10 protein-coding genes are annotated in these 20,750 nt (G+C 68.4%); 7 read left to right on the top strand and 3 right to left on the bottom strand.

Annotation, left to right across the window (positions count from 1 at the left end; all coding sequences use genetic code 11):
- Window positions 1–46: 46 nt before the first annotated feature.
- From ABZ807_RS22770 to ABZ807_RS22760, 3 genes are all read right to left on the bottom strand, one after another.
- Window positions 47–856 carry a metal-dependent hydrolase gene (locus tag ABZ807_RS22770; RefSeq protein WP_357161366.1) on the bottom strand — a complete coding sequence of 270 codons (810 nt, stop codon included), beginning with the start codon at window positions 854–856 and terminating at the stop codon, window positions 47–49.
- Between the two features lie 151 nt (window positions 857–1,007).
- A complete protein-coding gene (locus tag ABZ807_RS22765) occupies window positions 1,008–2,339 on the bottom strand; it encodes a glycosyltransferase family 4 protein (protein WP_357161363.1) in 1,332 nt (443 codons plus the stop codon).
- A gap of 141 nt (window positions 2,340–2,480) precedes the next feature.
- Window positions 2,481–4,421, bottom strand: coding sequence for an amylo-alpha-1,6-glucosidase (locus tag ABZ807_RS22760; protein WP_357161360.1), 1,941 nt, complete (start codon window positions 4,419–4,421; stop codon window positions 2,481–2,483).
- Window positions 4,422–4,466: 45 nt separating this feature from the next.
- Between ABZ807_RS22760 and ABZ807_RS22755 the strand changes: the two genes are divergently transcribed.
- The 7 genes from ABZ807_RS22755 to ABZ807_RS22725 all read left to right on the top strand — a co-directional run bounded on the left by ABZ807_RS22755 (window position 4,467) and on the right by ABZ807_RS22725 (window position 20,383).
- On the top strand, window positions 4,467–7,178 hold the full coding sequence (locus ABZ807_RS22755; RefSeq protein WP_357161357.1) for a glucosidase: 2,712 nt from the start codon (window positions 4,467–4,469) through the stop codon (window positions 7,176–7,178).
- Window positions 7,179–7,287: 109 nt separating this feature from the next.
- Window positions 7,288–7,986: an HAD family hydrolase gene (locus tag ABZ807_RS22750; RefSeq protein ID WP_357161354.1), complete on the top strand. Its 699-nt coding sequence runs from the start codon at window positions 7,288–7,290 to the stop codon at window positions 7,984–7,986.
- Window positions 7,987–8,014: 28 nt separating this feature from the next.
- Window positions 8,015–8,806 carry a DUF4184 family protein gene (locus ABZ807_RS22745; RefSeq protein ID WP_357161351.1) on the top strand — a complete coding sequence of 264 codons (792 nt, stop codon included), beginning with the start codon at window positions 8,015–8,017 and terminating at the stop codon, window positions 8,804–8,806.
- 468 nt (window positions 8,807–9,274) lie between these two features.
- Window positions 9,275–9,976, top strand: coding sequence for a L,D-transpeptidase family protein (locus ABZ807_RS22740; RefSeq protein ID WP_357161348.1), 702 nt, complete (start codon window positions 9,275–9,277; stop codon window positions 9,974–9,976).
- A 157-nt stretch (window positions 9,977–10,133) separates the two neighbouring features.
- Entirely contained in the window at window positions 10,134–19,316 is a 9,183-nt protein-coding gene (locus ABZ807_RS22735) for a DNRLRE domain-containing protein (RefSeq protein WP_357161345.1), read from the top strand.
- On the top strand, window positions 19,316–19,891 hold the full coding sequence (locus ABZ807_RS22730) for a hypothetical protein (RefSeq protein WP_357161342.1): 576 nt from the start codon (window positions 19,316–19,318) through the stop codon (window positions 19,889–19,891). The genes ABZ807_RS22735 and ABZ807_RS22730 overlap by 1 nt, the downstream gene beginning before the upstream one ends.
- Before the next feature lie 189 nt (window positions 19,892–20,080).
- A complete protein-coding gene (locus tag ABZ807_RS22725; RefSeq protein WP_357161512.1) occupies window positions 20,081–20,383 on the top strand; it encodes a helix-turn-helix domain-containing protein in 303 nt (100 codons plus the stop codon).
- The last annotated feature ends 367 nt before the right edge of the window (window positions 20,384–20,750 follow it).

The raw sequence follows: 20,750 nt of genomic DNA, 5'->3' as shown, positions 1-20,750 counted from the left end.
AACGCCGGTACCTCGTCGTCGCCGGCCGGAGCCGGCCCGACCGCGGTCACACCTCGATGTTGAAGCGGTGCAGCACCGACGGCGCCACCAGCCCGACCGTGGCGAGCACGGAGAGTACGGTGAGCGCGGTGCGCAGCACGACCACCTCGGCCTTGCTGCCGGTACGCAGCGCGATGCTGTTCGGCAGGCCGATCATCGTCCACATCCGCCGTTTGATCGGGATGGGCCAGAGGATCGGCACGCCGGCCTTGGTGATCATGTCGCCGAGGATGTGCACGAAACAGCCCACCCCCACGGCCAGCCCGATCATCGGATAGCCCCGGTCGCCGGGCAGGTTGACGAAGGTGAACCAGGCGGCGCCGGCCGAGGCCAGGGTGACGATGACCCAGCCGGCGCGCTCGGCCCACTTGTCGAACAGCCCCCGCAGGGCCAGGCCGATCATGAAGAACAGGATGCTCACCACGGCCCACTTGCCGTACGCGGCGCAGAGCGCGGTGGTGCCCCAGCCGACCAGCACGGTGAACGGGATGGTGTGGGTCAGCGTCCGGTGGCCGTTGTTGCGGCGTGGGTCGCGGCTCAGCTTCGTGGCGTAGTAGACGCCGAGCGAGATCTTCTCCATCACCTCGGCGATGAAGAGCGAGAAGACCCCGAAGGTGCGGGCCACCGTCGCGCCGCCCTGGTTGCGGGTGACCTTGCCGGAGAGGTCGAGGTCGGGGAAGAGCGCCCCGCCGGCGCAGACCGCGGTGCCGACGGCCAGCGCCAGCGGCGACTGGTGGTAGTCGGCGAACTGGTCCAGCGCCCACGAGCCGGTGAGCCACACCGCCGCGCCGGACAGCGCGTGGGACGGTCCCATCATGTCGCCTCGCCCCTCCCCACATCCTTGATCGACAAAGCTACGCCACTGTGTCAGAGCGGCACCGAGGGGGCAATCACCCGGACGGTCCACAGGGGAAGATGTCGGGCGACCGGCCGGAAGCTCTGCCGATCATCGGGCGGGATCGGGGCGGTCAGCAGGCCGGCCCGTCCATCGCCAGCAGGTTGCCCTCGGGGATGTCGATCCGGGCCCGCCTGCCGGTGAGCAGCGTGGCGGCCCGCCATGCCTGGAACGTGCCGTGCTCCCGACGGGCGGCGGCGTAGCTGCCCGCGGTGCGGGCCGCGATGGTCGTCCAGCCGTACCGCCGGCTGACCATCGTGCGGGCGCGGCGGGCCACCCGGCGGGCGAAGACCTCGTCGCCGAGGAGCTGGTCCACCGCGCCGGCGAGGGCGTCCGGGTCGCTGTGCGGGAAGGTCACTCCGGTCACGCCGGGCTCGACGATCTCGGCCAGCCCGCCGGTGCTGGCGACCGCCAGCGGCGCGCCGGCGGCTGCGGCTTCCAGGGCCACCATGCCGAACGGCTCGTAGAGGCTGGGCACCACGGTCGCGTCGGTGGCGGCCAGCACCGCCGGCAGCTGGGTGGCGTCCAGGAAACCGGCGAAGCGGACCGTGTCGCCCAGGTCCAGCCGCCGCGTCCGGTCGACCAGCTGCTCCTTGTACGGCCCGTCGCCGGCGATCACCACCCGCAGCCCCGGGTGCCGCTGGCGCAGGTACGGCACGGCGTGCACCAGGTGCTGGACGCCCTTCTCGTAGACCAGCCGGCCGGCGTACCCGACCAGCGGGCCGGCCCCGGCGAACCGGGCGCGGGCCGAGGCGACCGCCCGGGGGCGGGCGTGCCAGGCCCGGCCGTCGACCCCGTTGGGCACCACGTCGACCCGCCCGGCCGGCACGTCGAAGAGCCGGGTGACCTGGTCGCGCATGTACCCCGAGCAGGCGATCACCCGGGCGGAGTCGCTGGCCAGCCAGTGCTCGACGCCGTGGATGGTGCGGTTCATCTCCTCCGGCAGCCAGCCCTGGTGCCGGCCCGCCTCGGTGGCGTGGATGGTGCTGACCAGCGGGACGTCCAGGTGTTCGCGCAGGGTCATCGCGGTGTGGGCGACGAGCCAGTCGTGGGCGTGGATGACGTCGTATGCTGCGGACGCGGTGGCGCGCAGCGCGGCTCGGGTCAGGGTGTGGTTGAACGCCATGGTCCAGGCCAGCAGGGAGCTGGTGGTCAGCGGGAAGGTGACCGGGTCCTCGGCGGCGCGGATGACGCGCACGCCGTCGGCGTACTCCTCCAGGGGTGCGCCCTCGGCGTGCCGGGTGACGACGGTGACCTCGTGCCCGGCGGCGGCCAGGGCCACCGACAGCGCGTGCACGTGCCGGCCGAGTCCACCGACGAGCACCGGGGGGTACTCCCAGGAGAGGATCAGCACCCGCTGGTGCCGGGCGGGGTGGATGTCGATCACGTCGGCGTCAGGTGACATGAAGGCCCCTTTGAGTTGTCCCCGTACGTGCGGCGGCCGGCACCCCACCGGGTGCCCGTCGTCTCGCCTGGGTCGAGGCCCATCCTGCCGACCGCTGGATAACCAGCGGAGACGCCGTCGTTGCCGGTATGTAACGCGTGCCTATCGGGCCTGCCGGACGCGCAGCAGCTCGGCCACCGACCACGCCTGGAACGGGCAGCCGGTGGCGGCGTGCGGCGCGCTGCCGTCGGCCGTCTCACTCACCGACCCCAGGCCATAATCGCCCAAATGGCCTACAAGCCCCACCAAAAGGTCATCGGTGGGCAGGCCGGCCTTGCGGTACGCGTCGACGAACGGCCCGACCAGCCACGGCCAGACGGTCCCCTGGTGGTAGGCGGTGTCCCGCTCGGCCGGCCCGCCCCGGTGCCAGGCCGCGAAGTCGGGGGAGTCGGGGGAGAGGCTGCGGGGACCGAGCGGGGTGAACAGCCCGGCCGCCACCCGGCGCAGCACCGCCGGGTCCGGCTCCAGCGGGGCGTACGGGAGGGACCAGGCCAGCAGCTGGTTGGGGCGCAGCGAGTCGTCGTCGTGGTACGCCGCCCCGCCCAGCGGGTACGCCGGTGCGGGCGCGTCCACCACGTCGTGCAGCCAGCCGGCCGGCGTGGGGAACCGCCTGCCGAACGCCTCCCGGGCCCGGGCGTGCAGTCGCCACAGCTCGGCCGCGTCCCGGCCGGCCAGCTCGGTCAGCTCGGCCAGGCCCGCCAACCCGTTGATCCACAGCGCGTTGACCTCGACCGGCTTGCCGGTGCGCGGGGTCACCGGTGCCCCGCGAACCCGGGCGTCCATCCAGGTCAGCGCGGTGCCCGGGGTGCCGCCCTGGGTGAGCAGGCCGTCGGCCGGGTCGACCGCGATGCCGTACCGGGTGCCGGCCAGGTGCGCCCGCACCACGCCGTGCAGCGCCGGCAGCAGCTCGGCCGCGAGGTCGGTGTCGCCGGTGCGGGTCACGTGCCGGCTCACCGCGTGCAGGAACCACAGCGTGGCGTCGACGGTGTTGTACTCCACCCGCCCGGTGTCGGCGGTGTTCGCGAGCATCCCCTCCGACAGCGTCGCCGCGTACGACCGCAGCAGCGCCCGCCCCTCCTCGGCCCGCCCGGTGCACAGGAACAGCCCCTCGTACGAGGTCATGGTGTCCCGCGACCAGGCCCCGAACCATGGGTAGCCGGCCACCACGTCCGGCCCGGCGCCGGTGCGTACCACGAACGCGTCCGCGGCCAGCGTGAGGGTGGCCTCGACCGGGTCGGCCGGCTCCGCCGCTGCCACCACCGCCCGGTGCCGCCGCCGGGCCGCCGCGACCACCTCGGTCGCCGCGGGCGGCTCGTCGGCCAGGTCGCCGGCCCAGGCCAGCACCGACACCGTGTCGCCCGGGCGGTCCAGCGCGCCGGCGAAGCGACCGGCGTACCAGAGGTCCTCCTCCGGCTGCAGGCCGCGGGCCGCCTCCTCGCGGTGGCGCACGCCGAGCCACCACTGCCCCTCGGGCGTCCAGTCCGGCCCGGCCAGCCGGAACGAGCCCTCCACCACCGCGCCGCCGTCGACCGGCTCCATCCGGGGCGCCGGGCCGTCCGCGCGCCGCTCGCCGTGCGCGTCCCGCCAGGTGCAGGCCGCCGAGAGCGCCAGCCGGACCGGGCCGCCGGCGACCAGCCGGTGCACCACCGCCACGCAGGAGCGCCCGTGCGTCATCGCCAGCTCCCGCTCGATCACCACGTCGCCGATCCGCCAGCGCCACCGCGGCAGCCCGTCGACCAGATCGAAGCGCTCCAGCAGCTCGAAGCCGCGCGGGTCGACCACGCCCGTGGACCACTCGTGCGCGCCGAGGCGCACCCGCGCCCCCGACGGCCACGTCACCGCCGGGTCCAGGCTCACCAGTCCCACCCGGCGGGACGCCGACGTCTGGCCGGCCACCACCAGCAGGCCGTGGTAGCGCCGGGTGCGCAACCCGCTCACCGTGCCCATCGCGTACCCGCCCAGGCCGTCGGTGACCAGCCACTCCCGGGTCACCCCGCTGGCGAGCCCGCCGCAGACCTGCGGACCGAAACCGATCTCGATCAACTAGTTTCCTCCTGCGGCCGCGCGGTGTAACACGCCACGACGACAATGGCCCTTGTGGTGAAGTACCCCGGCGGCGTCGAAGATGGGCACGTGTTCACCGACAGTTCGCCCTCCGACGCACCGTCCCCCGACGCCGAGCGGCTCCGGCTGGCCCAGGCCGACGCCGGGGAGCAGGACTGGCGCGCATGGGGTCCCTATCTGTCCGAGCGGGCGTGGGGGACGGTACGGGAGGACTACAGCGAACACGGTACGGCCTGGGACTACTTCCCCCACGACCACGCGCGGTCCCGAGCCTACCGGTGGAACGAGGACGGCATGGCGGGCGTCTGCGACGACCGGCAGACCTTCTGCTTCGCCCTGGGGCTCTGGAACGGCGTGGACCCGATCCTCAAGGAGCGGATGTTCGGCCTCGGCGGCGACGGCGGCAACCACGGTGAGGACGTCAAGGAGTACTGGTGGTACGAGGACTCCACGCCCACCCACTCCTGGATGCGCTGGCGCTACCACTACCCGCAGGCCGCCTTCCCGTACGACGAGCTGGTCGCCGTCAACGCGCTGCGCGCGCGGGACGAGACCGAGTACGAGCTGGTCGACACCGGGATCTTCGACGACGACCGGTACTGGGCGGTGACCGTCGACTACGCCAAGGCGTCCCCGACCGACATGTGCGTCGTGGTGACGGTGGCCAACCGGGCCGACGAGGCGGCCACCCTGCACGTGCTGCCCACGCTCTGGTTCCGCAACACCTGGGCCTGGGGGATGCCCGGCGCCGACCGGGTGCCCCGGCTGGTCGGGGAGGGCTCCCGGCTGGTGGGCGAGCACTGGGTGCTGGGCCAGGTCCGGCTCGAAGGCGACGGCGAGCCGACCCCGCTGCTCTGCGACAACGACACCAACGCCGAGCGGCTCTGGGGGCTGCCCGGGCGGTCGCCGTACCCGAAGGACGGGATCAACGACCACGTCGTGGCCGGCGCGGCCACGGTCAACCCGGCGCGGGAGGGGACCAAGGGGGCGCTGCACTACGTCCTCGACGTGCCGGCGGGCGGCCAGCGGCAGATCCGGCTGCGGCTGACCCGGACCGCCCCGCCGCCCGGCGGCACCCCGCCACCCCCGGCGGACCTGGGCGACGGCTTCGACGCGGTGGTCTGGGCCCGGCGGGCCGAGGCCAACCGCTTCTTCGCCGGCGTCATCCCGGCGGCGGCCAGCGCCGACGAGGCACTGGTCGCCCGGCAGGCCATCGCCGGGCTGATGTGGGGCAAGCAGTTCTACCACTTCGACGTCAAGCGGTGGCTGGAGGGTGATCCCGGCTCCGCGCCGCCACCGGCCGGCCGCCGGCACGGGCGCAACAGCGCCTGGTGGCACATGAACAGCTTCGACGTGATCTCCATGCCCGACCCCTGGGAGTATCCCTGGTACGCCGCCTGGGACCTGGCCTTCCACTGCGTCACCATCGCCCGGGTCGACCCCGGCTTCGCCAAGGACCAGCTGCTGCTCCTGCTGCGCGAGTGGTACCTGCACCCCAACGGGCAGATCCCGGCGTACGAGTGGGCGTTCGGCGACGTCAACCCGCCGGTGCACGCCTGGGGGGCGCTGAAGGTGTTCGAGATCGACGGCGGCCGGGACCACGAGTTCCTCGCCCGGGTGATGCACAAGCTGCTGCTCAACTTCACCTGGTGGGTCAACCGCAAGGACACCGGCGGCAACAACGTCTTCGAGGGCGGCTTCCTCGGGCTGGACAACGTCGGCCCGTTCGACCGGTCGGCCGCGCTGCCGGTGGCCGGGGTGCTGGAGCAGTCCGACGGCACCGGCTGGATGGCGATGTACGCGCTCAACCTGCTGGACATGGCCATCGTGCTCGCCGAGCACGACCGGGCATACGTGGACACCGCCACCAAGTTCTTCGAGCACTTCGCGTACATCGCCGCGGCGGCGTACTCGCAGGGGCTCTGGGACGACGAGGACGCCTTCTTCTACGACGTGCTCCGGTTGGCCGACGGCAGCCAGGTGCCGCTGAAGGTGCGCTCGGTGGTCGGGCTGCTGCCGCTGGCCGCCACCACCCGGCTCACCGCGCGGACCCTGCAACACCTGCCCGAGCTGGGCGCCCGGCTGCGCTGGTTCCTCGCCCACCGCCCCGAGTACGCCGACGTGATCGGCGCCCGCCGGCTCGGCCCGGACGGCCGCCAGCAGCGGCTGCTCTCCATGGTCGGCCCGGAGCAGGTGGTCCGGCTGCTCGCCCGGATGCTCGACCCCGACGAGTTCCTCTCCGACTACGGCCTGCGCACGCTGAGCCGCGCCCACCTGGACAAGCCGTTCGCGGTGACCCTCGGCGGGCAGGAGTTCTGCGTCGGCTACGAGCCGGCCGAGTCGACCAGCGGCCTGTTCGGCGGCAACTCCAACTGGCGCGGCCCGATCTGGATGCCGACGAACTTCCTGCTGATCAGCGCGCTGCGCGACTACGCCGCGTTCTTCGGCGACGACCTCCAGGTGGAGTACCCGACCCGCTCCGGGCACAAGTGCACGCTGGACGAGGTCGCCGACGACCTGTCCGCCCGGCTGATCTCGTTGTTCACCCGGGACGGCTGGGGCCGGCGGCCGATCTACGGCGCCGCCCAGCTCTTCCAGACCCACCCGGACTGGCGGGACCTGATCTGCTTCCCGGAGTACTTCCACGGCGACAACGGCGCCGGCCTGGGGGCCTGGCACCAGACCGGATGGACGGCGCTGGTCGCCGACCTCATCCTCACCCTGCGCCGGCCTTGACCCCTCCGGTTGCCCGGCCGCGTGCCGGACGCCACGCCCGGCGGAACCCGGATGACCCGGCCGGCGGCGCGCAGTAGCGTGTCCCGGACGCCAGACCGGGAGGGGAACCATGGAACAGCGCCGGGACGCGGCGGTGCTCGTCTTCGACGCCGACGACACGCTCTGGGAGAACAACCTCGTCTTCGAGCGGGTGATCGACGACTTCCTGGGGTGGCTGGACCACCCGACGCTGGACCGGACGCAGATCCGGGCCGTGCTGGACGACATCGAACGCGCCAACGCGGTCGCCCACGGGTACGGCAGCAAGGTCTTCCTGCGCAGCCTCGGGGAGTGCCTGGAGCGGCTGCGCGAGCGCCCCGCCAGCGAGCGGGAGCGCCGGGAGATCGACGAGCTGGCCGCAGCCCTCGTCGCTCACCAGGTGGAGCTGATGCCCGGCGTCGCGGCGACCCTGGACGCCCTCGCCGGCCGGTACGACCTGCTGCTGCTGACCAAGGGCGATCGGGAGGAGCAGCAGCGCAAGCTCGACGCCTGCGGGCTGCTGCACCACTTCGACGCCGCGCACATCGTGATGGAGAAGGACGCCGACACCTACCGCTGGCTGGCCCGGGAGCACGCCTTCGACCCGGCCCGGGCCTGGATGATCGGTAACTCCCCGAAGTCTGACATCCTGCCGGCCCGGGCCGCGGGCATGAACGCGGTGTTCATCCCGAACGACAACACCTGGGTGCTCGAACACGACGAGCTCGACCCGACGGACGAGGGCGTGCTGCAGCTGAAGGAGTTCACTGACCTGCTTCGGCACTTCTGACCGCGCGCCGACCGGTAACGTCCGGTCCGTGCCCCTGACGTTCCCCTCGCACCTGGCGCCGGTGCTGCCGCTGAAGCTGTGGCGACCGCGCTGGTTCGACGGGGTGGCGCTGGCCACCGGCGCGGTCTCGCCGGACGTCGGCTACCTGTTCGCCGACACCCGGTTCGAGCTGGGGATGCGGACGCACACCGTGGGCGGGCTGCTCTGGTGGTGCCTGCCGGTCGCGCTGGCCTACGCCTGGATCGTCCGTCGCACGGTGGCCGGGATCGCGGTGCACCTGCCCGCCGAACGGTTGTTCGTCTGGCGGGACTACGCGGCCCTCGGAGCGGTTCGGCACCCCTGGCAGGTCACGGTCTGTTCGGCGTTGATCGGCGCGGCCAGCCACGTGGCCTGGGACCGGGTCACGCACACCGAGCGCTGGCTGCGTCTGGTGGGGATCGAGGACTTCCACGCGCTCACCGGCATGTACTGGTGGTTCTTCTCGGACCTGGTCAGCACGGCAGTGGGCGGCGCCGTCGTGGTCGCCCTGGCGCTGCGGGCGGCCCGCCGGGGTGAGATCTTCGAGGGCGTACGACCGCCCGCTCCGACGGCGCGGCCCGCCGTCTTCTGGGGCATGGCCCTGCCGGTCAGCGCCGCCGGGGCGGCGGTGCTGCCGCTGCTGCCGGCCGCCACCGTCCCGGCCCCCGCCGGGGTGCGGCTGCTGCACCTGGCGGCCCTCGCGCTCATCGTTGGTGCCGGGGCGGCGGGAGCGCTCTCCGCCGACCGGCCGCTGCCCGGCGGGACGGGTCGCTTCGAGGAGAAACAGCGTCAGCCCGGCTGACCACGTTACGCGGACATGCCGCATTTCAGGATTGGTATCAATCACATTCACCGGGGTGCGGGCATGCTTGTCCGGGCGGCGGCGGGATGCCTAGCCTGGGCGCGCGTTCGTGGCTCTTCGGGGTGAGTCGGGAGCGCACCGAAGTCCGGTAGTTGGGCACCGTGGAGCTGAGTGCAGGCGGGCCGGCTCGCCGTGCTGGGCTCGGCGTGGGCGGCGTGCCCCGTCCGCCGTGCCCGCATCGGCGATTCCGCTACCACACCGGACGGCTGGTGGTCAGGGCCGGGGAGTTGCGGACCCGGTCCTGACCCGCCCGGCGAAACTGTTCCCGCATCGATCCCTCTTCTCCACCGAAAGATGAAAGCGTCGGCGGCGCCTTCCGCGTTACATCGACCCACCGGAATTGCGGGACGAGATTCGTCACCAATTCCGGGGCACCGGAAGAGTGGCCAAGCTGCGATCATGTCGCGAATGGAGCCGACACCAGTCGCCGGTGGCCCCGTCGGGACGCCGACGGGCCGTGGCAAGCCGATCCCACCGCCGAACCGGGCCTCCCGGTTGACCACCCTGCCCGCCGAGACCACCCAGGTCGTTATCGTCACCGGCGACAGCTACAGCACCACCTACGCCACCCTGGAGACCTTCCACAAGGTGGGCGGCCACTGGGTGGGGGTCTCGGCGCCGCTGCCGGCCCGGATCGGCGCCAAGGGCTTCAGCGACAACCACCTGGAGGGCGTGGCGACCACCCCCACCGGGGTCTACTCGTTCGGCCCGACCATGTACGGCATCGCCGTGAACCCCGGCGTGCGCTACCCGTACCACCCGGTCGTGCAGTACGACTGGTGGAACGAGAACCCGGGCTCGGCCGCGTACAACACGTTCCAGCACAGCACCACCAACCCCGGTGGCTACAGCGAGGCGCTGTGGACCGAGAAGCCCGCGTACACGCACTTCGCCGTGATCACCTACAACATGACGCCGAACGTGGCCAAGCCCGTCCCCGGCGCCGGCAGCGGGATCTTCCTGCACGAGTACAGCACCTCCAGCGGCAACGCCACCGCCGGCTGCGTGAGCATGTCCCACGCCAACCTGGTGTCGGTGCTGACGTGGCTGGACCCGGCCCGCTCGCCGCGCATCGTCATCTGCCCGGTGCAGAACCTCGGCCGCTACTAACTCGTCCGTCACCTGTCAGGAGCCTCCGGCCGCCCGGCCGGAGGCTCCTTCCGTTTCTCTGGAGCCGCGCCGCGAAGTAGCCAGAATATAGCAGCGCGTATATCTGCCGTCCCTAGCCTTCACCCGACGTGTCTGTCTATGGACCGGAGGGTTACGGGTGAAGAGACGATCACGAGGTCCCCTTGTCGGGGGACTGGTGCTGGCCCTGGTGGCCACGCTCGGCGGGATGGAGGCCCTACCCGGCCAACAGCCTGACCAGCGGTTGGAGGACGCCGACCGGGCGGCGAACGCCGTGGAGGACGACGGCCTGTTCTCGAAGCTGGGCAATGCCGCACGTGACCTGGTCAGCGATGGGCCGGGCAGGGCCAGGCCGGAGGTGGTCAGCGCTGGGCTGGCGGTGAACGAGAAGCCGCCGCCGGCGAAGAACTGGCCGCCGCAGAAGCGGGTCAAGGAGCTGGTCGGCAAGCGGACGGCGAACAGCAAGGTCTTTCAGCTTTCCGACGGGCGTACGCAGGCGGAGATCTCGGCGGTGCCGCTGCACTTCAAGGACGCCAAGGGCAAATTCCAGCCGATCGACACGCAGGTTCGCCCGACGAACGACAAGGGCTACGTCCAGGGCAATGGGACGAATACCTTCACCAGCCTGTTCGGGGACAGCTCGGACGAGTTGGTCCGCTTCGAGCAGGACGGCCGGAGCATTGAGCTGGGCCTGGCGGGCGCGGCGAAGGGCGTGACGCCGAAGGTTTCCGGTTCCACGGTCACCTACCCGGGGTTGGCCGGTGGGGCGGACGTCGTCTACGACGTCACCGCTACCGCGTTGAAGGAGAAGATCGTTCTGCACCGCGCCCCGGCCGGGCCGGTGTCGTACACCTTCACCCTGGACACCGCGGGCCTGATCGCGCAGCAGCGGGAGGACGGCTCGATCGCGTTCGTCCGCCGCGACGGCGGCGCGCCGGTGTTCGTGATGCCGGCGCCGTTCATGTATGACGCGAAGGATGACAAGGCGTCGCCGCATGGCAAGGTGTGGAGCGACAAGGTCAGCCAGCGGGTGCAGCAGATGTACGGGCAGACGACTGTCACGGTGTCGGCGGATGCGGGCTGGTTGGCCGACCCGGCGCGGGTGTATCCGGTGGTCGTCGACCCGACCATCAAGATTCAGCCGGTGCCGAGCGACGCGCAGGATGTGCAGATCTACTCGGGTGCCACCACCACGAACTACAACGACACGTACCAGTTGAAGGTTGGCACGACCGAGACGCAGGCCTGGCGGTCGCTGCTGAAGTTCAACGTCGACTCGATTCCGGCGAACACGCCGATCGACGACGCGCAGTTGCAGCTGTACTACTCGCAGACGCACACCACCTACGCGGCCGATGTGCCGATGCAGGCGCACCGGGTGACCGCGGACTGGGCCGAGGGGTGCGGGGGCACCGTCGCCTGCGCCACGTGGGCAAGCATCAGCGGCAAGTTCGCTGGTGCGCCGGCGGGCAACGTGGTGACCAAGGACGACGGCGACTCCGGGACGTCGGTGGTAGGGACGTGGCCGTATTCGAGCAGCGCGTTGAAGGCGCAGGCGGTCAACGCCGACTACCGCTACCACGGCAGCTCCCTGGCGACGGACACCCACACCTGGGTGCCGACCATCACCGAGTCGGGTGACTACCAGGTCGAGGTCCACTACGTGGGTGCTGCGGTGGACCGGCCGACGAATGCCCCGTACACGGTGCACTTCTCCGGCGGGTCGAAGAAGTATGACGTCGACCAGAAGACGCCGGACAACCAGGGTGCGTGGGTGACGCTGGGAACCCACCCGTTCGTGGCCGGCACCACCGGCAAGGTGGTGCTCAACGGTGTGCCCGGTACCGCCGCGAACGCTGACGCGGTGCGGTTCACGAAGGCCGGCGCGGTCAAGAAGTACGGCAAGTCCAGCGTCTGGAACTCGTTCCCGGTGCGCAGCCTCGTGCAGGACTGGGTCAACGGCACCTACCCGAACTACGGGTTCATGGTCAAGGCCCTCGACGAGGCGACGAAGGGCAAGGGTGGGCCGATCTACGAGGCGTCGGAGTACGCCTACAACAACGACCGGCGGGACTTCAACCTACCGAAGTTGGTGGTCACCTACGGGCGGCCGGGTGTCACGGTGAACCCGCCGACCACGATCACCTCGACCGGCGCGGTGCTGGACTGGCCCGCCTACGTTGATCCGTCGACGGCGACCGGCGACAACATCGTCGAGTATCAGGTGCACCGCAGCGTCCACCAGAACTTCGAGCCCTCGGCCGCGACGCTGATCTCGCCGCTCTCCTCGGCCACCCGCACGTACCAGGACACCACCGCGGTGCCGACGGCGGCGGACAACACCAACCCGATGGCGCGGAAGTTCTACTACTACATGGTCGCGGTGAAGACCCAGGACGGGCAGGTCATCGCCGGTCCGACCCAGCAGGCGATGCTCCCCAAGGCCGGGCAGATCACCCGGATCTACCGGACCGCCGCGACCGACGCGATCGGCTCCAACGGGGTCATCGACACCACCCTGTCATCCACGAAGTCGACGACCAACCTCGACGTCTACGACGGGGACCCGTACGTCAGCCCGGGCAACAACTCGACCGATCTCGGCGACACCCGCGGTCTGATCAAGTTCCCGGCCCTGGCCGGCATCCCGACCGACGCGCAGATCGTCGACGCCGACCTGCGGATGTACAACAACTACCTGTTCCCGGGTACGGACACCGACGAGTACGTCGACGTGTACAAACTCAAGCGGGCCTTCAACGAGGCCAAGGCCACCTGGAACAGCTACGACGGCACCAACGCGTGGCTCACGCCCGGTGGTGAGTACGACACCACGTGGAAGGCCAGCTTCAACGGTTTCACCAACGACCCGGAGTGGGAGACCTGGGACGTCACCACCGCGGTGAAGGGCTGGCACACCACTCCGACGTCCAACTACGGCCTGCTGCTGCGCCAGCGCGACGAGGTCAACCAGACCGCCCGGGCGATGCTGCTCTCCTCCGAGGGCGCCGAGCCGCTGCTACGGCCGACGCTGGAGGTGACCTACCTCGAGCAGACCGCCGAGTCGACCTACTACGCGGCCTCCACGCCGCAGGTGCTGACGCCGAACGCCACGTACACCGTGCCGGTGACCGTGTCGAACCCGACACTGGCGGCCTGGAACACCGCGGACTGGGAGCTGTCCTACGACTGGAAGCGGCTGAACGAGACCGGTGCCCTCGTCGACGCCACCGACGAGAGCTACGAACTGCGCACCCCGCTGCCGAAGAACGTGGCAGCAGGTGGCACGGTCGACGTCACCGCCCAGGTGAAGACCCCACCGTCGTCGACCGACGGCAACAAACGCACCGAGTACGTGCTCAGCTGGGACCTGCGCAGCAAGATCGACGGCCGGAAGCTGTCGGCGACCAGCCCGATCAAGGGGCTGCCGCAGAACGTGGCGGTCGAGGAGCCGACCTCCGACCAGCTCGGTCTGGAGAAGTTCTACTCGTACGCGGGTAAGAACACCGGCGGCGGCGGCACCCTGATGAACAACCTGTACGCCGGCAACACCGTCTGGTCCTACAACGCGATCAGCAACCCGTCGCGGGGCCTGTCGACCTTCGTGCGGATGTCGTACAACTCCTTGGACACCACCGACTCGGTCGCCGGCCACGGCTGGTCGTTGCAGGCGTCGTCGATGATGCGCCTGGGCACCCCCCTCGATTTCCACCCTAACCCGAACCCCACCAAGGTCACCCTCACCGACGGCGACGGCACCAGCCACTGGTTCACCTGGGACGCGACCGCCAACGAGTGGAAGAGCCCGAAGGGCGTCAACCTCTACCTGCAGAAGAACAACCCGGTCGACTGCAAGCCCAACGTGCAGGAGCGCAAGGCCTGGGTGCTCACCAAGCCCGACCGCACGCAGTTCTTCTACGACTGCGAGGGCTTCCTGTCCAGCACGGTGGACAACAACGGCAACGAGATGCTGTTCACCTACGAGGAGCGCAAGTCCAACAACAAGCCGACCAAGTTCCTCAAGTACATCACCGACCCGACCGGCCGGATCACCCTGACCCTCGACTACTACGCCAAGGGCCAGACCTACGACTACATCAACGACACCACCTGGGCGCGGGTGTCCGGGGTGACCAACCTGACCAACCCGAAGATCATCGACCACGTCTCGCAGATCACCGACATCTCCGGACGCAAGCTGACCTTCACCTACACCGACAAGGGTCTGCTCGGTGAACTGATCGACGGTGCCGGCTCCACCAACGGCGCGCCGAAGGTGCACAAGTTCCGCTACGACATGACTCAGGGGAACAAGAACGTCAAGCTGGTCAAGGTCACCGACCCGCGGGGCAACGCCACCGACCTGGTGTACAACTACCCGCAGACCGGCGACGACCCGAAGTGGCACTGGACCACCAAGTCCTACACCGACCGGCTCGGCCACCAGACGCAGTTCGGCTACGTCGACCCGGACGCCACCAACAACATCCAGACGACGGTCACGGACGCGGAGAACCACGCCAGCGTCTACCTGATGGACGGCTACGGCCGGTCCATCCAGACCACCAACGCCAAGAACGAGACCACCAAGCTCGGCTGGGACGACGACCACAACGTCACCCGACTCGAGGAGAACAACGGCGCCGTCTCCACCTGGGAGTACGACACCAAGACCGGTTACCCGACCGTGGTGAAGGACGCCGAGACGGTCAGGAACGGCTGGTCGGGCACGGTGCTGACCTACCAGCGCCAGCTCAACGGGTACGTGGCCGAGGTGCTCACCAAGAGCAGCTCGGAGGGTCGTAAGTCGACCTTCGCGTACACCGCCGAGGGTGACGTCGAGACGGTCACCGACCCGCTGGGCAACACCAGCACCAACACCTACGACGAGTGGGGCCAGCTGCTCACCGCCAAGGATGCCAGGGGCAACATCACCCAGTACGGCCCCTTCCATGTCAGTGGCTACCCGACGACCATCAAGGACGCCGGCGACGGGTTGTCGTACTTCACGTACGACGACCGGGGCAACGTCACCGAGGTCAAGAACGGCAAGAACGCCAAGGTCACCCAGGCGTACGACACCTTCGGCCGTCCGACCACCAAGGTCGAGCCGGTGGACTCGGCCAACGGCCGCTTCATCACCACCAAGGCCCCGGAGTACGACCAGAACGACAACATCACGAAGGCGTACGCGGCCAACGGGACGGAGTCGACCTCGGTCTACGACAAGGCGGACCAGGCCCTCGAGACGCTGGCCCCGAAGGACGAGGCGAACGACCCGGAGCGGAAGACCACCACGACGTACGACAAGGTCGGCAACGTCCTGACCGTCACGGAACCGCAGGGCAACCTGACCCCGACGGCCGGCGACTACACGACGACCACGAAGTACGACGCGATCTACCAGCCGATCGAGGTCACCAACGGTCTCGGCCAGAAGGTCACCTCGGAGTACGACGACGTCGGCAACGTCAAGGTCCTCTACGACGCCAAGAAGAACGCCAGCGCCGCGGACGACTTCACCACGAAGTTCGACTACGACTGGAACCACCGGGTCGTCAAGACCACGGACGCGCTCGGCAAGTTCACCACCGCCCGGTACGACAAGGACGGCCTGACGGTCGGCAGCACCGACGCGGACGGCAACGAGTCGCTGGCGACGTACGACGCCCGCGGCGCGCTGGTGGAGTCGAAGGTGCCGCACAGCAAGGACGGCGCCGGGACCATTACCTACCGCACCACGAAGTACGAGTACGACCAGGTCGGCAACGCGACGAAGGTGATCAGCCCGCGCGGTGTGAACACTGACGACACCGTCGACGCCGACGATTTCGCCGCGGTCAAGGTGTACGACAAGCTCAACCGGGTTGCGGAGGAGTGGTCGGCCTACGACAAGGACGACAGCCGCTACAACACCCCCAACAAGACCCTCTACACGTATGACTCGATCGGCAACCTGGAGAAGGTCAGCGCACCGCCGTCGGACGGGCAGACGGTCCGCAACGACACCACCTACAGCTACTACGACAACGGGTGGACCAGGACTACGTCCGACCCGTGGGACATCACCACGTCGTACGAGTACAACGACCTGGGCCAGCAGATCAAGAGCACGCTGACCTCGGCCGGTGAGTCGCAGTCCCGGACGATGACCTGGGACTACTTCCCGTCGGGCAACCAGAAGGGTCGGTCGGAGGACGGCCTGCCGGTCGGCAAGGACGTGGTCCTGGTCGACAACTCCGACTCCCACAACACCGCCACCCAGGGCACGTGGACGAGTGGTGCCGCCACCGGCGCCTACGGCTACGACGTCAGCACGGTGCCGGCGGGTAGCGGGTCTGCCCAGTTCAACTGGCAGTTGACCATCCCGCGGGACGGCAACTACGAGGTGTTCGTTCGGCACCCGCAGGTGACCGGTGCCGCCACGGACGCGAAGTTCACCATTACCCACAACGGTGGCAGCGTCACCAAGACGGTGAACCAGACGCAGAACACCGGCGCCTGGGTGAGCCTCGGCAGCTACTCCTTCATCGAGGACGGCGTCCAGAAGGTCACCGTCACGGACCAGGCGACGGGCAAGGTGCTCGCGGACGCGGTCAAGTTGGTGCGGGACAACGCCGCCGACGTCGACGATGAGAAGAAGGAGTTCACCTACCGGTACAACCCGAACGGGTTGATGTACGAGGTCAAGGACCTCAGCCCGGGCGCGAAGATCAACCGGTACGACATCGGCTTTGACGAGCTGAACCAGATCGCCTCGGTGAAGGAGTACGCCGGGACGACGTTGGAGAACACGACGTCGCTCACCTACGACGCGAACGGCAACCCGGACACCTCGACTCACGACCTGACCTGGTCGAAGATCGAGTACGACGAGCGGGACATGGTCGCCAAGGTGACCAATGCCGACTCGGCGACGGCGGGTAACCAGCAGATCTCGACGTTCACCTACACGGCCCGCGGGCAGATGCTCACGCAGGTCAAGCCCAACGGCAACGCGGTGGACTTCGAGTACTACCTGGACGGCGCCACCAAGCGTCAGCTGGAGAAGACCTCCGCCGGGGCGACGGTGGCCGAGCACAACCTGGAGTACACGGCCAACGGGCACCCGTCCCGTGACGTGATGAAGTTGATGAACGCCGACAACTCGTCGGACCACATCGACAACACGTACGTCTTCTCCTACGACCCGCAGGACCGCATCAGCCGGCTCGACAAGACCGGTGACAGCAGTTCGGTCGAGACGTACACGTACGACGCGAACAGCAACACGGTGGCGCAGACGATCGAGGGTGCGACCAGCACCAGTAAGTACGACCGGAACCGGTTGCACTCGACCACCTCTGGTGGGGTGACGTCGACGTACAACTATGACCCGTTGGGTCGTCTTGACACGGTGTCGATGGGTGGTCAGCGGGCGCAGAAGTATTACTACGACGGTTTTGACCGTACGGCGAAGACGACTGCGGGTGTGGGTGCGACGGCGAAGTCGACGACCTATGTGTATGACCCGTTCGATCGGACGGTGTCGCAGACGTCGGGGTCGAAGACGACGGCGTTCACGTATCTGGGGATGGACAACCAGGTGCTGCGGGAGGAGGTCGCGGACAAGGCGACCAAGTCTTACCAGTACGCGCCGTGGGATCAGCAGTTGACGCAGATCAAGCACAAGGACGACGGCAGCCGGGAGTATTCGCAGTTCATCTACCGGCCGCGTGGTGACGTCGTTGGTATCACGAAGGAGGACGGTAAGACTCGGGCGACGTACGGGTACACCGCGTACGGCAAGGACGACGGCTCGCAGTTCACTGGTGTGGACAAGCCGGGCGCGCAGGCCGAAGGTGAGGAGCCGTACAACGCGTTCCGGTTCAACGCCTCCCGCTGGGACGCCGGCTCCGGCACCTATGACATGGGTTTCCGCAACTATGACCCGGGGTTGAACAGGTTCCTGACGCGGGACTCCTACGGCGGGGCGATGGCGGACATGGGTCTGGCGACGGATCCGTTCACCGGGAACCGGTATGCGTTCGCTGGTGGTAACCCGGTCAGCTTTGTGGAGTTGGACGGGCACCTGTTCGGGATGTCGTGGTCCGATGTCGGTCACGCCGCCCTGGACGTCGCTGGGATGGTGCCGGTGATCGGTGAGGTCGCCGATGTGGCCAACGGCATCTGGTACCTGGCTGAGGGCAACTACGTCGACGCGGCCATGTCGATGGCGTCGGCGATTCCGCTGGCGGGGAACGCGGTGGCGGCGGCGAAGCTGGCGAAGACGGGTAAGAAGGTCGTCGACGGCATCGACACCATGAACGACACCCGCAAGGCCGCCGAAGCAGGCACCGCCGGAACCAAGGGAGCATCACCCACCGGTACGCCGCAACCCAAGACCGCCGACAACCCGGCACCGACGAGGTGCAACAGCTTCGTGCCGGGCACCAAGGTCCTCCTCGCCGACGGTGCAAGCAAGGCGATCGAGGACCTGAAGGCCGGTGACCGGGTTCTCGGCACCGATGTGGAGTCGGGCGAGAACCAGGGTCGTACGGTCACCAACGTCCGTAGCCACGAGGGCAGCAAAACGTTGGTGACGATCACGGTCGACGTGGACGGTAAGGCCGGGTCGAAGACCGGGTCGATCACCTCCACGGCGGCGCACCTGATCTGGCTGCCCGACGCCGGGACGTGGGTCACCGGTGGTGACCTCAAGCCCGGCATGTGGCTGCAGACCTCGGCTGGCACCTGGGTGCAGATCACCGCGATCACCCGCACCGTCCGCCACGAACGAGTCCACAACCTCACCGTTGACGGCGTCCACACCTACTACGTCCTTGCCGGGGACAGCCCACTCCTAGTGCACAACTGTGGTTCCGATAAGGAGCTGCAGCAACTGGCAAATGACATGGGCGAGAGGGCAACGCAATATCAGAGCCGTGCCGGTACGCAGTGGGATGTCGATAACAAGACCTCCGCTGCAATTCGTGCCCGCTTCCCGGACGGCGATGGCGGCTGGGTCGAGAGGAACGTAGTTGGCGCGAGTGGAGACGGTATGAGTATCGGTCAAGTCTCGCTTGCCAAAAAGCTCGGCGACATTCCTGTCATCAACAACACTGTCACGACTCACGCCGAGACCAACGTCCTGCGGATGATCGATAAACTAGGTGGCGTCCCGATTGCAGGCGGTGCGTCCCGAAGCGTGTGTCGTCCAGGTCCGTGTGGGAACCTGATCCGAGGAACGGGTGGTAGAATTTCGGGCCAAGTCCACGGGCAAGAACGCGGCGAGAAGGTCCGGACATTTTATTGGCCTGGATCGCGAAAGTGTGGTTGTTGATGAATGCTGATGAGTTCTCGAAAATCGCCTCAATCGAACAGGCTTCTCTCTTTTCTGCGGCTTGTGCGGAGCGGGCGAGCGGGATCCTGTTCTGGGTGGTCTCTGAGGGTGATCGAAGCGATGACCTGGACCGTTACCGTGAGGCGTTGGAAATGCTCTGGAACCCTGCTCCAGGTGACCCTTCGCGATACTCGTCAGCGCGTCATGCTCTTGAAGGAATGCGTGAAATGCGTGTCGGGGACGAGCTCGAAGGCCCATCTGCTCACGCGCTCCATGGGGTGGTTATTCTCCATTCGGCATTGCGGACGCTCGCAGAGGAGTCGGCGGCTGCCCTGGAGGAGTGCTCGATGGCGGGGCGGAACAGTGCCTTCAGGATTGAGTCTAGGACGGGCCATCGCCTACTCAGTGAAGAGGAGCGTTGTCAGGCGGAGGATATCGAGAGCCTGCTTGCTGGTGAGGGTGTTGACAAGATTCGGGATAATGCCCGGCGTTACGGGCGTGAGCGCCTGGACTTGCTGTACAAAAACTACCGGCAGTCGAATCTAGGGCCGGAGGTCCGCCGAGCCGATGAGTAATTGGGACCCGGCTTCGGTGGGTCGCCGGAGCTCGGTCAGCCGGCCCCGACGGAAATTGGGTTAAGTGTGGCCGCCGAGGTGAGGTATCGCCTCGGCGGCCACTGCTTTGGACAGAAGTTGATGGCAGGTTCAGCCGGTCGTAGCATTTGATCTTGAGGCGGTGGGACAGGATGTTCCGTCGTGCGCGCGATGTTGACCTTGGCTGATCGTGAAGAGATATCCCGTGGCTTGGCCGAGGGCCTGGAGTACAAGCAGATCGGTGTCCTGATCGGTCGGGACCCGTCGGTGGTCTCGCGGGAGGTCGCCCGGCACGGTGGCCGGGCGGGGTATCGGGCCGCGACGGCTGACACGGCGGCGGGGGTGGCGCGACGTCGGCCGAAGACGTGGGCGGTCGAGCGGGTGCCGGGTCTGCGTGAGGTGGTGCGCGAGCCCGCGCCCGCAGGTTGCAGAGGCGATACAGCTGCCGGGTGGCGAGATGATTTCGAAAACTAGCATGAAGGGTGGCATGCCCACGCTGCATCCGGATGTGCAGGGAGCCTCGACGCGATTCCAGCGTCGCAGCGTGGAAAGGGTCATGGAAAGTGCGGTCTGCCTCAGTGTCTTACCGAGGCGTTGAACGAGGGGATTGATCCCACAGGATCTTCGGCAGCCGCCGTTTTGGTCCGCAGCCCCGACAACGGAAATCATGGACGTGGCATCGGACCTTGCCCAAGTTGTCAGGTCCTAAGCGCAATGTATAGGCTCCGGTGGAAGACGAAGTGAAGTGAAGTAATCTCAGCTACTTTGCAGCAGGTATTTGTACTCGAAATGGGTCAGGTGCAGTGCGGCCGCGACGATGTCGCTGATTCGGCGTGGGCTG

The sequence above is a fragment of the Micromonospora sp. NPDC047548 genome, from assembly GCF_040642975.1.
Classification (GTDB): Bacteria; Actinomycetota; Actinomycetes; order Mycobacteriales; family Micromonosporaceae; genus Micromonospora.
This window is presented reverse-complemented; position numbering and strand designations above follow the sequence as displayed.

What these genes read in the sequence shown, in the direction of transcription:
- ABZ807_RS22740 (WP_357161348.1), top strand. Translation starts at nt 9,275, where the DNA reads ATGGAGCCGACACCAGTCGCCGGTGGCCCCGTCGGGACGCCGACGGGC.
- ABZ807_RS22770 (WP_357161366.1), bottom strand. Translation starts at nt 856, where the DNA reads ATGATGGGACCGTCCCACGCGCTGTCCGGCGCGGCGGTGTGGCTCACC.
- ABZ807_RS22750 (WP_357161354.1), top strand. Translation starts at nt 7,288, where the DNA reads ATGGAACAGCGCCGGGACGCGGCGGTGCTCGTCTTCGACGCCGACGAC.
- ABZ807_RS22725 (WP_357161512.1), top strand. Translation starts at nt 20,081, where the DNA reads ATGTTGACCTTGGCTGATCGTGAAGAGATATCCCGTGGCTTGGCCGAG.
- ABZ807_RS22730 (WP_357161342.1), top strand. Translation starts at nt 19,316, where the DNA reads ATGAATGCTGATGAGTTCTCGAAAATCGCCTCAATCGAACAGGCTTCT.
- ABZ807_RS22765 (WP_357161363.1), bottom strand. Translation starts at nt 2,339, where the DNA reads ATGTCACCTGACGCCGACGTGATCGACATCCACCCCGCCCGGCACCAG.
- ABZ807_RS22755 (WP_357161357.1), top strand. Translation starts at nt 4,467, where the DNA reads ATGGCCCTTGTGGTGAAGTACCCCGGCGGCGTCGAAGATGGGCACGTG.